This window comes from Streptomyces sp. SID13726 (genome assembly GCF_010548375.1).
Lineage (GTDB): Bacteria > Actinomycetota > Actinomycetes > Streptomycetales > Streptomycetaceae > Streptomyces.
Genome location: NZ_JAAGLY010000051.1, coordinates 1 through 10,681, shown reverse-complemented (window position 1 = coordinate 10,681; position 10,681 = coordinate 1). Strand labels below are relative to the sequence as shown.

The 10,681-nt window shown below is 72.9% G+C and carries 7 protein-coding genes; 6 read left to right on the top strand and 1 reads right to left on the bottom strand.

Annotated features, from left to right (window positions below; genetic code table 11):
* The 6 genes from infB to G3I78_RS46195 all read left to right on the top strand — a co-directional run.
* Window positions 1–2,114: translation initiation factor IF-2 (infB, locus tag G3I78_RS46220; protein WP_164436506.1), on the top strand; the 2,114-nt coding region annotated here is incomplete at its 5' end.
* 148 nt (window positions 2,115–2,262) lie between these two features.
* Window positions 2,263–2,556 carry a DUF503 domain-containing protein gene (locus G3I78_RS46215; protein WP_164436504.1) on the top strand — a complete coding sequence of 98 codons (294 nt, stop codon included), beginning with the start codon at window positions 2,263–2,265 and terminating at the stop codon, window positions 2,554–2,556.
* A 32-nt stretch (window positions 2,557–2,588) separates the two neighbouring features.
* Complete coding sequence (gene rbfA, locus G3I78_RS46210; RefSeq protein WP_057616708.1) at window positions 2,589–3,041, top strand: 30S ribosome-binding factor RbfA; 453 nt, start codon at window positions 2,589–2,591, stop codon at window positions 3,039–3,041.
* Complete coding sequence (truB, locus tag G3I78_RS46205) at window positions 3,038–3,943, top strand: tRNA pseudouridine(55) synthase TruB (RefSeq protein WP_164436502.1); 906 nt, start codon at window positions 3,038–3,040, stop codon at window positions 3,941–3,943. Before rbfA ends, truB begins: the two co-directional genes overlap by 4 nt.
* Before the next feature lie 563 nt (window positions 3,944–4,506).
* Entirely contained in the window at window positions 4,507–7,884 is a 3,378-nt protein-coding gene (locus G3I78_RS46200; RefSeq protein ID WP_164436500.1) for a trypsin-like peptidase domain-containing protein, read from the top strand.
* Window positions 7,885–8,008: 124 nt separating this feature from the next.
* A complete protein-coding gene (locus tag G3I78_RS46195; RefSeq protein ID WP_164436498.1) occupies window positions 8,009–8,959 on the top strand; it encodes a bifunctional riboflavin kinase/FAD synthetase in 951 nt (316 codons plus the stop codon).
* Window positions 8,960–9,016: 57 nt separating this feature from the next.
* Here G3I78_RS46195 and G3I78_RS46190 read toward each other — a convergent pair.
* On the bottom strand, window positions 9,017–10,681 hold a 1,665-nt coding region (locus G3I78_RS46190), incomplete at its 5' end, for a MinD/ParA family protein (RefSeq protein WP_164436496.1).

Below are 10,681 nucleotides of genomic sequence, written 5' to 3'. Positions count from 1 at the left end.
GTCCCGGTGGCGGCGGCGGCTTCGCCGGTCGTCCCGGTGGCGGCGGCGGTGGCGGCTTCGCAGGCCGTCCCGGCGGTCGCGGCGGTGGTGGCGGCGGCTTCGCCGGTCGTCCGGGTGGTCCCGGCGCCGGTGGCGGCGGTCGTCCCGGCTTCGGTGGTCGTCCCGGCGGTCCCGGTGGCCGTGGTGGCACGCAGGGCGCCTTCGGCCGTCCCGGCGGTCCCGCGCGTCGCGGTCGCAAGTCGAAGCGGCAGAGGCGCCAGGAGTACGAGGCCATGCAGGCCCCGTCGGTCGGCGGCGTGATGCTGCCTCGCGGCAACGGCGAGACCATTCGCCTGTCGCGCGGTGCCTCCCTCACCGACTTCGCGGAGAAGATCAACGCCAACCCGGCGTCGCTCGTCGCGGTCATGATGAACCTCGGCGAGATGGTCACGGCCACGCAGTCCGTCTCCGACGAGACGCTGCAGCTCCTCGCGGGCGAGATGAACTACACGGTTCAGATCGTCAGCCCCGAGGAGGAGGACCGTGAGCTGCTCGAGTCCTTCGACATCGAGTTCGGCGAGGACGAGGGCGACGACGAGGACCTGGTCGTCCGTCCGCCGGTCGTGACCGTCATGGGTCACGTCGACCACGGTAAGACCCGGCTCCTCGACGCCATCCGCAAGACGAACGTCATCGCGGGCGAGGCCGGCGGCATCACCCAGCACATCGGTGCCTACCAGGTCTCCACGCAGGTCAACGACGAGGACCGCGCGATCACCTTCATCGACACCCCGGGTCACGAGGCGTTCACCGCCATGCGTGCCCGTGGTGCCCGGTCGACGGACATCGCGATCCTGGTCGTCGCGGCCAACGACGGCGTCATGCCGCAGACGGTCGAGGCGCTCAACCACGCCAAGGCGGCCGACGTCCCGATCGTCGTCGCGGTCAACAAGATCGACGTCGAGGGCGCCGACCCGACCAAGGTGCGCGGTCAGCTGACCGAGTACGGCCTGGTGGCCGAGGAGTACGGCGGCGACACCATGTTCGTCGACATCTCCGCCAAGCAGGGTCTGCACATCGACTCCCTGCTGGAGGCTGTGGTCCTCACCGCGGACGCCTCGCTCGACCTGCGGGCCAACCCGAACCAGGACGCGCAGGGCATCTCCATCGAGTCCCGTCTCGACCGCGGCCGCGGTGCCGTGGCGACGGTCCTCGTGCAGCGAGGCACCCTGCGGGTCGGCGACACGATGGTCGTGGGCGACGCCTACGGCCGCGTGCGGGCCATGCTCGACGACAACGGCAACAACGTCGCCGAGGCGGGTCCGTCCACGCCGGTCCAGGTGCTGGGTCTGACCAACGTCCCGGGCGCCGGCGACAACTTCCTGGTGGTCGACGAGGACCGTACGGCCCGTCAGATCGCCGAGAAGCGTGCCGCCCGCGAGCGCAACGCGGCCTTCGCCAAGCGCACGCGCCGCGTCTCCCTCGAGGACCTGGACAAGGTGCTCAAGGCCGGCGAGGTCCAGCAGCTCAACCTCATCATCAAGGGTGACGCTTCTGGTTCCGTCGAGGCTCTCGAGTCCTCCCTGCTCCAGCTGGACGTCGGCGAAGAGGTCGACATCCGGGTCCTGCACCGCGGCGTCGGTGCGGTCACGGAGTCGGACATCGACCTGGCGATGGGCTCCGACGCCATCGTGATCGGCTTCAACGTGCGCGCCGCCGGGCGTGCGCAGCAGATGGCCGAGCGCGAGGGTGTGGACGTCCGGTACTACTCGGTCATCTACCAGGCGATCGAGGAGATCGAGGCGGCCCTCAAGGGCATGCTCAAGCCGGAGTACGAAGAGGTCGAGCTCGGTACGGCGGAGATCCGCGAGGTCTTCAAGTCGTCCAAGCTGGGCAACATCGCGGGTGTTCTCATCCGCTCCGGCGAGGTCAAGCGCAACACCAAGGCGCGTCTGGTCCGCGACGGCAAGGTCATCGCGGAGAACCTCAACATCGAGGGTCTGCGTCGCTTCAAGGACGACGTCACCGAGATTCGCGAAGGCTTCGAGGGCGGTATCAACCTCGGAAACTTCAACGACATCAAGGTCGACGACGTCATCGCGACGTACGAGATGCGCGAGAAGCCGCGCGGCTGACCGTCGTAGCACGCGATCGGGGCCGATCGGCGGAGCTGTTCCCTCCGGGAATTTCCGTCGATCGGCCCCGGCCGTTGCGTGTACGGTTCCCGTATCGGCGTCGAAGCGTGGCGCCCGTACCCCGAACCGGCGGGACATCCGGACACACATGTATGTGGGGACTCTGTCCTTCGACCTGCTCCTCGGCGACGTGCACTCGCTGAAGGAGAAACGCTCTCTCGTCCGTCCGATCGTGGCCGAGCTCCAGCGCAAGTACGCGGTGAGCGCGGCGGAGACGGGCCATCAGGACCTCCACCGCAGGGCCGAGATCGGGCTCGCGGTGGTCTCCGGGGACACGGGACACCTCACCGACGTACTGGACCGCTGCGAGCGGCTGGTCGCCGGGCGGCCCGAGGTGGAACTGCTCTCGGTTCGACGCAGGCTCCACAGCGACGAAGACTGAAGCAAGAAGTAAGTACTTAAGGAGACGGACCAGTGGCCGACAACGCGCGCGCCAAGAGGCTGGCGGACCTCATCCGAGAGGTGGTGGCCCAGAAGCTGCTGCGCGGGATCAAGGACCCGCGGCTCGGATCGCACGTCACCATCACGGACACCCGGGTCACGGGTGACCTGCGGGAGGCGACCGTCTTCTACACGGTGTACGGCGGTGACGAGGAGCGGGCGGCCGCGGCGGCCGGACTGGAGAGCGCCAAGGGCGTGCTCCGCTCGGCGGTCGGGGCGGCGGCGGGCGTGAAGTTCACCCCGACGCTGACCTTCGTGGCCGACGCCCTGCCCGACACCGCCAAGACCATCGACGACCTCCTCGACAAGGCCCGCCAGTCCGACGAGAAGGTGCGCGAGGTCTCGGCCGGTGCCAAGTACGCCGGCGAGGCCGACCCGTACCGGAAGCCGGGCGACGAGGACGAGACGGACGACGCCGCCGAATGACCGAGAAGAACCGGACGCCCGACGGCCTTGTCATCGTGGACAAGCCGTCGGGCTTCACCTCGCACGACGTGGTCGCCAAGATGCGCGGGATCGCCAGGACCCGCCGCGTCGGACACGCCGGCACCCTCGACCCCATGGCGACGGGCGTGCTCGTCCTCGGCGTCGAGAAGGCGACCAAGCTCCTCGGGCACCTCGCGCTGACCGAGAAGGAGTACCTGGGCACGATCCGGCTCGGCCAGACGACCCTGACCGACGACGCCGAGGGCGAGATCACGGGGTCGGTCGACGCCTCGAAGGTCACCCGGGAAGCCGTCGACGCCGGGATCGCCAAGCTGAGCGGCGACATCATGCAGGTGCCGTCCAAGGTCAGCGCCATCAAGATCGACGGGGTGCGCTCGTACAAGCGGGCGCGCGAGGGCGAGGAGTTCGAGATCCCGGCACGTCCCGTGCGGATCTCGTCCTTCGCGGTGTACGACGTCCGGGACGCGGTCGCCGAGGACGGCACGCCGGTCCTCGACCTGGTCGTGTCGGTGGTCTGCTCGTCCGGCACCTACATCCGGGCGCTCGCGCGGGACCTGGGCGCGGATCTCGGGGTGGGCGGCCACCTGACGGCCCTTCGCCGCACCCGGGTGGGCCCGTACAAGCTGGACTCCGCGAGGACCCTCGACCAGCTCCAGCAGGACCTCGCGGTGATGCCGATCGCCGAGGCCGCCACAGCCGCGTTCCCGCGCTGGGACGTCGACGCGCGGCGGGCCAAGCTGCTCACCAACGGGGTACGGCTGGACATGCCCGAGGAGTACACCGGGCGCGGTGCGGTGGCCGTCTTCGACCCCGAGGGTGTCTTCCTCGCGCTGGTCGAGGAGCAGAAGGGCAAGGCGAAGAGCCTCGCCGTCTTCGGCTGAGGGCCACCGGGGTCTGCTTGCCCGTGGAGCGGCGATCACGGGGTTGTGCCGCCGCTCCACAGTCCCCCTCGGTTCCCCCACCCCTAGGGTGTATCCGCCCGTCCCCATCCATTCACCCGCGCGGGCAGGCGCTCGGAGTGAACCGGGGGAGTGGAAGGGGGCGCGTTCACCACGCGATCTGTCCCGCTGATCACCCCGCACCTACCGTCGAAAGCAGGAACGTGCGTACGGCGGGGAGGTCGGCCATGGCGGCACAGGGTGACTCCGTCGGCGGACCGGTACCGCTTGCCTCCGGCGGGTCGGAGACGGCCGGGCGGCTGCGTGAGGGCGGCGGCTCGGACACGGGCTCCGGTTCGCGTGATGCCGTTGAGTCGGAACCCGAGGCGGGCCGGGGCGCCCGGGCCGTGCGTGGTGCTCGCTCCGGGAATCGTGCAGCCAAAGAGGTCGACGGAGACGCCGGGCGTCCCCGGCACAGTCCGTGTGAAGGCGGGCGGGCCCGGCATGCCCGGGGGCGGCGGCAGGGGCCGGACGAGGTGGGTGGGCCCGGGCGGGACGAGGATCTGGTGCGGGTGCATGATCTGGCCGGGCGGGTCCGGGGGATCGGGTTCGTGGCCGATCATCGCGGGACCGTGGTCACCAGTCACGAAGCCGTCGACGGGCTGCCCCGGCTCGTGCTGCGGGCCGCCGGCGACCGCAGCTGTGTCGTGGCCGCCGACGCCGTGACCGTGCTGCCCGAGCTGGACCTGGCGCTGGTGCGGACCGAGGGGCTCGGGGTGGAGCCGCTGCCGCTCTCCGTGCGGGACGGTGTCGGGACCGGGACCTATGTGCGGCTGGCCGCCGGGTGCTGGCGGGAGGCACGGGTGCTCGGCGAGGTGTCCGTGACCTACACGGCCACCGACCGCTTCCATCTCCTCGACGACGCCCTGGAGCTGGCGATCGGCACGGCGGGCCGGGACGCGCTGCGACTGGGCGGCGGGGCCGCCGGAGGACCCGTGCTCGACGCCGGGACCGGCGCGGTCGTCGCCGTACTCGGCACCGCCCTCCAGAGCGGGCACCGGGACAGCGGTTACGCCGTTCCGCTCCGCCCGGCGCTGCGGCCCGGCCCCCTCGCCGACCTCCTCGCGGAGAACGCGGCGACCGTCCCGGCGTACGGCGCCGACCTCAACCTCGCCGGCGTGCTGGAACTGACGGCCACCTCGGTGGGCCAGGACGGTCCGCCGGGCGCCCTCGCCGGTTACGTGGGCCGCGCGGACGCCACAGAACCGGTCGAACGGGCCGCGGTATCCAGGGAGTTCGCCGCGTTCACCGAGGGCTCGGCCAAGGTGCTCGGTCTCGTCGGACCGCCCGGCAGCGGCCGTACGACGGAACTCGCGGCCCTCGCCGCCCGCCGCCACCGCGGGCCCGCCCCGGCCCCCACCCTCTGGCTGCGCGGCGCCGACCTGGCGGACACCGACCACTCCGTCGCCGACGCGGCCCGCCGTGCGCTCACCAGGGCCGCCCGGATCGTGGCGACCTCCACGGACACCGTCCCGGCCGACCTCGGCGACCTCGGTCCCGAACGCCTGGCCCGGCTCTCGCAGGCTGCGGGGCGCCCCCTGTTCCTCCTCCTCGACGGCCCCGAGGAGATGCCCCCGGTCCTCGCCCACCGCCTCGCCGAGTGGACCGAGGGCACGGCCGAGTGGCTGACGGAGACGGGGGCGCGGCTGGTCGTGGCGTGCCGGGAGGAGTACTGGGAGGGGGCGGACTTCCCGGCCGGGCTGCTGCACGGCTCCGATCACGGTGGCCCGGGGAGCGCCCCTTGCGTACGGCTCACCGACCTCGGCGACGAGGAGGCCCGCCGCGCCCGGGCCCGCTACGCGATCCCCGAGGGTGTGCTCGCGGGCCCCGACGCCCGCCACCCCCTCACCCTCCGTCTGCTCTCCGAGGTCCGCGCGGCCCTGCCACCGGCCCCGCCCGCGCCCGTGGACCGCGACGACGTCCTCTCCGCCTACTTCGACCTGCTGTGCCTGCGTGTCGCGGTACGGCTGGCCACGGCGAGCGGGCTGCGCGGCACCGCGGTCCGCCGGCTCGCCGCGAAGGTCTCCGGACAGGTCCACGAGGCGGCCCGGCGCAGTCTCGGCCCGGGACAGGGCGGGCTGGACCGGGAGTCGTTCGAGGCGGTGTTCCCCTGGGGCCCGGCGCCCGGGCGGCTCGGCGGCACCGGCTGGGCCACCGCCGTCCTCACCGAGGGCCTTCTCGTCCCCGCCGGCACCGGCTACCGCTTCGCGCACGAGGAGCTGGCCGACTGGATCCAGGGCATGCACCTCGACCTCGACGAAGCCCTGCGCGCCCTGGTCCACCGCCGTCGCGTCCCGGGGGAGACCCGCCCCTTGCCCGTCCCGCACCACCGCATCGGACCGGTCGTCCAGGCCCTGCTCCTCGTCGCCCGCCAGCACGGCACGTCCGGACTGGCGTACAAGCTGGAGGAGTTGATCCACGCCCTCGACGCCGACCCGCACTCCTGGTGGGCGACCCGGCTCCTCACCGAGACCCTGCTGAGGGTGCCTGACGCGACCCCGTACACCGAGGTCCTGCGGCAGCTCACCGACCGGCTCGTGGCCCGGCGCCGCCAGGAGCAGCCGGTCCCGCCCGCGTTCGGACCGGCGTTCTGGACGGCCCTCCCGCTGCCGCCGGGCGCCCGCTTCGACCTGCTGCGCCGGCTCGTCCTCGCCGACGGGCCCCCGAGCGAACCCGGCCCCCGGTTCCTGGACGCCGTGGCGGAACTGCTCGCCACGGACCCCACCGCCGTACAACCGCATCTCACCGCGTGGTTCGACGACGAGCGGCCGCTGCCCGCGACCCCGCACGCGACCGTGGCGAAGGCCGCGCAGGCGCTGCTGCACACCCATCGCACCAGGGCCCTGGACGATCTCACCGAGGTCCTCGTCGGGTGCGCGCACCGGCGGGCCGACGAGCTGCTCGCCGTGCTGGCCGAGGACGAGCCGTCGGCGGTGTGCCGGGCCGTGGACCGCTGGGCGCACGACGAGCGGCCGGCCAGGAGGGTGGCGGCGGTGGCGTACGGACTGCGGGCAGCGCCGCACGTGCGCACCGAGGCCGACCGCGAGCTGCTGCGCTACGCCGCCCTCGCCCTGCTGGCCCGCCCCGACGACTGCACGCTGCACGGCGGCGCGCTCGCCCTGCTGGTCCGCGATCCGCGCACGCGGGCCCGTCATCTCCCGCAGGCGCTCGGGCACTTCGCGGCCGGTGACCCGCGGTTCCCGGCCGACGCGCTGGTCCCCGCCCTCACCACCGACCCCGACGCGGTCCTGGACGCCTTCCGGGAGCGGCTGCGCCGGCCGGGTGCCGGGGAGGTGCTGCGGACGCTCGCCGACGTCACCACGCCCGCCCTGGCCCGCAAGGTCGCCGTACTGGTGCGGGAGGCGGTGGAGCGGCGCCCGGAGACCGCCGGGGACGTGGCCGCCTATGTCGACCGGCGCCTCGACCAGGGGCCCGCCGCCCGGGCCGTACTCCTGCCGCTGGTCAGCCGGCTGCTCGACGGCGGTCCCGAAGGGGTGCGGGCCGCGCTGGCGGCCGTACTGGTGGCTCCCGGTGCCCCGCCCTCGCGTCCCCTGCGCGACGAACTCCTCGCGTTCCTCCTGGACCGTGAACGCGAACCGGCCGTCCTGGCAGCCCTGTTGCCCCCTGCCGCGGCCCGCGCGGGGGAGCGGGGCGGTGACGACATCCGCGACCTCGTGCACCGCACCGGCCTTCTCCTGGTCCGCACCCCGGACGGCGCGACCCGCTTCGACCGGGGCCTCGTCGACCTCGGCCGGCATGTCCCCGGGTTCGCCGCGCGGGTGGCCGGCTGGCTGGCCGAGGCCCCGCAGGAGTGGGCGGCGGTGGTCGGACCGGGCACCCGGCGGATGATCGAGAACCTGGCGGGCGTGCGGGTACCGGCCTGACTTCGCGTGCGTCGGGTCACAGCCCCCATGCCGATGCGGGCGCCGGGCACGCGGCATGGCACCCTTAGACCTGCGTAAGTCTTGAGAATCAATACGGACACGGGTTCGACGAGGAGCGGTCACAGTGCAGCGCTGGCGTGGCTTGGAGGACATCCCCGAGGACTGGGGGCGCAGCGTCGTCACCATCGGTTCCTACGACGGGGTCCACCGCGGGCACCAGCTGATCATCCGGCATGCCGTGGACCGCGCCCGCGAGCTGGGCGTTCCCTCCGTCGTCGTCACCTTCGACCCGCACCCCAGCGAGGTCGTCCGCCCCGGCAGCCACCCGCCGCTGCTGGCCCCGCACCACCGCCGCGCCGAGCTGATGGCGGACCTGGGCGTGGACGCGCTCCTGATCCTCCCCTTCACCACGGAGTTCTCGAAGCTCTCGCCGGCCGAGTTCGTCGTCAAGGTCCTGGTCGACAAGCTGCACGCCAAGGCGGTCGTCGAGGGCCCCAACTTCCGCTTCGGCCACAAGGCCGCGGGCAACGTCGACTTCCTCACCGAGCAGGGCAAGACGTACGACTTCGAGGTGGAGGTCGTCGACCTGTACGTGTCCGGCGCGGCGGGCGGCGGCGAGCCGTTCTCCTCCACGCTGACCCGGCGGCTGGTCGCCGAGGGCGACGTCGAGGGGGCCGGGGAGATCCTGGGCCGCCCGCACCGGGTGGAGGGCGTGGTCGTGCGCGGCGCCCAGCGCGGCCGTGAGCTTGGCTTCCCGACCGCCAACGTGGAGACCCTCCCGCACACCGCCATCCCCGCCGACGGCGTCTACGCCGGCTGGCTGCACGCCCAGGGCGAGGCGATGCCGGCCGCGATCTCCGTCGGCACCAACCCGCAGTTCGACGGCACCGAGCGGACCGTGGAGGCGTACGCCATCGACCGCGTCGGGCTCGACCTGTACGGGCTGCATGTGGCGGTGGACTTCCTCGCCTACGTCCGCGGGCAGGCGAAGTTCGACTCGCTGGACGCGCTGCTGAAGGCGATCGCCGACGACGTGAAGCGCTGCACCGAGCTGATCGAGGCCGCCGGAGCCTGAGGCGTGCTCATACGAAGAGGGCCGGCACCGTGAAGGTGCCGGCCCTCTTTCGTCTGCCTACTGCTGCGGCGGCCGCCCCGCGTTCGGGTCGTACGGCGGCTGCGGGAAACCGGGCTGGGGCTGACCCTGCTGCGGCTGGCCCGTCTGCCAGGGCTGGCCGGGCTGGGCGCCGGGGTGGACCTGGAACGGCGGCTGCGGGGCCGGGGCCTGCTGCTGGCCCGGCATCGGCGGAGCCATGGTCGGCGGCTGGTTGCCACCCTGGCCCGTCCACAGACCCTGCTCCTGCTGGGCCCGCACGAAGTCCTCGGCCACCATCGTGGCGAGGTCGAAGTAGGCCTCCCGGACCTTCGGCCGCATCATGTCGAGATCGACCTCGGCACCGGCCGCCAGGTGCTCGTCGAACGGTACGACGATCACGCCCCGGCAGCGCTGCTCGAAGTGGGTGACGATGTCCTCCACCTTGATCATCTTGCCGGTCTCGCGGACACCGGAGATCACGGTGATGGACCGCGAGACGAGTGACGCGTACCCGTGCGCCGACAGCCAGTCCAGGGTCGTACTGGCGCTGCTCGCGCCGTCCACCGAAGGCGTCGAGATGATGATCAACTGGTCGGCGAGGTCGAGCACCCCGCGCATGGCGCTGTAGAGCAGACCCGTGCCGGAGTCGGTGAGGATGATCGGGTACTGGCGGCCCAGTACGTCGATCGCGCGCCGGTAGTCCTCGTCGTTGAACGTCGTGGACACGGCCGGGTCGACGTCGTTGGCGATGATCTCCAGACCGGAGGGCGCCTGCGAGGTGAACCGGCGGATGTCCATGTAGGAGTTCAGGTACGGGATCGCCTGGACCAGGTCGCGGATGGTCGCGCCGGTCTCGCGCCGCACCCGGCGGCCGAGGGTGCCGGCGTCCGGGTTGGCGTCGATCGCGAGGATCTTGTCCTGGCGCTCGGTGGCGAGGGTCGAGCCGAGGGCGGTGGTCGTGGTCGTCTTGCCCACGCCGCCCTTGAGGCTGATCACCGCGATCCGGTAGCAGGACAGCACGGGGGTGCGGATGAGGTCGAGCTTGCGCTGCCTCTCCTGCTCCTCCTTCTTGCCGCCGAGCTTGAACTTCGAGCCACCCGGGCCGGGCCGGCTGCTCTTGGCCTTCTGCTTCTTGCTGTTGACCAGCCGGTCCGAGGTCAGCTCGACGGCCGCGTTGTACCCGAGCGGCGCACCGGCCCCGGCGACCTGCTGCCGCTGGTCGTGCTGGACGGCGGCCGGCCAGGCGGCACCGGTGCGGGGGTCCACACCCGGCTGACCGGGGGCACCGGCGTAGGGGCTGGGGTTGGGCGCCTGCGGCGGCTGCTGTCCGGGCTGCGGTTGCGGCTGCGGCTGGGCCGGGTTCTGGGGCGGCTGACCGGGCTGGCCCGGCTGCTGCGGGTAGCCGTAGCCGTCCTGCGGGGGCTGGGGCGCCGGGGGCTGCGGGAAGCCGTAACCGCTCTGCGGGTTCTGGGGGTTGTGCGGCGGCTGCGGGAAGCCGTAGCCGCTCTGGGGGTGCTGCGGGGCCGGCGGCTGGGGATAGCCGTAGCCGCCCTGCGGGTTCTGCGGGTGCTGGGGCGGTTGCGGGTAGCCGTAGCCGCTCTGCGGGTGCTGGGGCGCGGGGGGCTGCGGGAAGCCGTAGCCGCCCTGCGGCGCCGGGGGTTCGGGCTGCGGCCGGTTGGCCGGCCAGCCGCCGGGGGCGGGCTG

Excerpts from the sequence above, each read along its gene's own strand:
- G3I78_RS46215 (WP_164436504.1), top strand. The coding sequence starts at position 2,263 with ATGTATGTGGGGACTCTGTCCTTCGACCTGCTCCTCGGCGACGTGCAC.
- truB (WP_164436502.1), top strand. The coding sequence starts at position 3,038 with ATGACCGAGAAGAACCGGACGCCCGACGGCCTTGTCATCGTGGACAAG.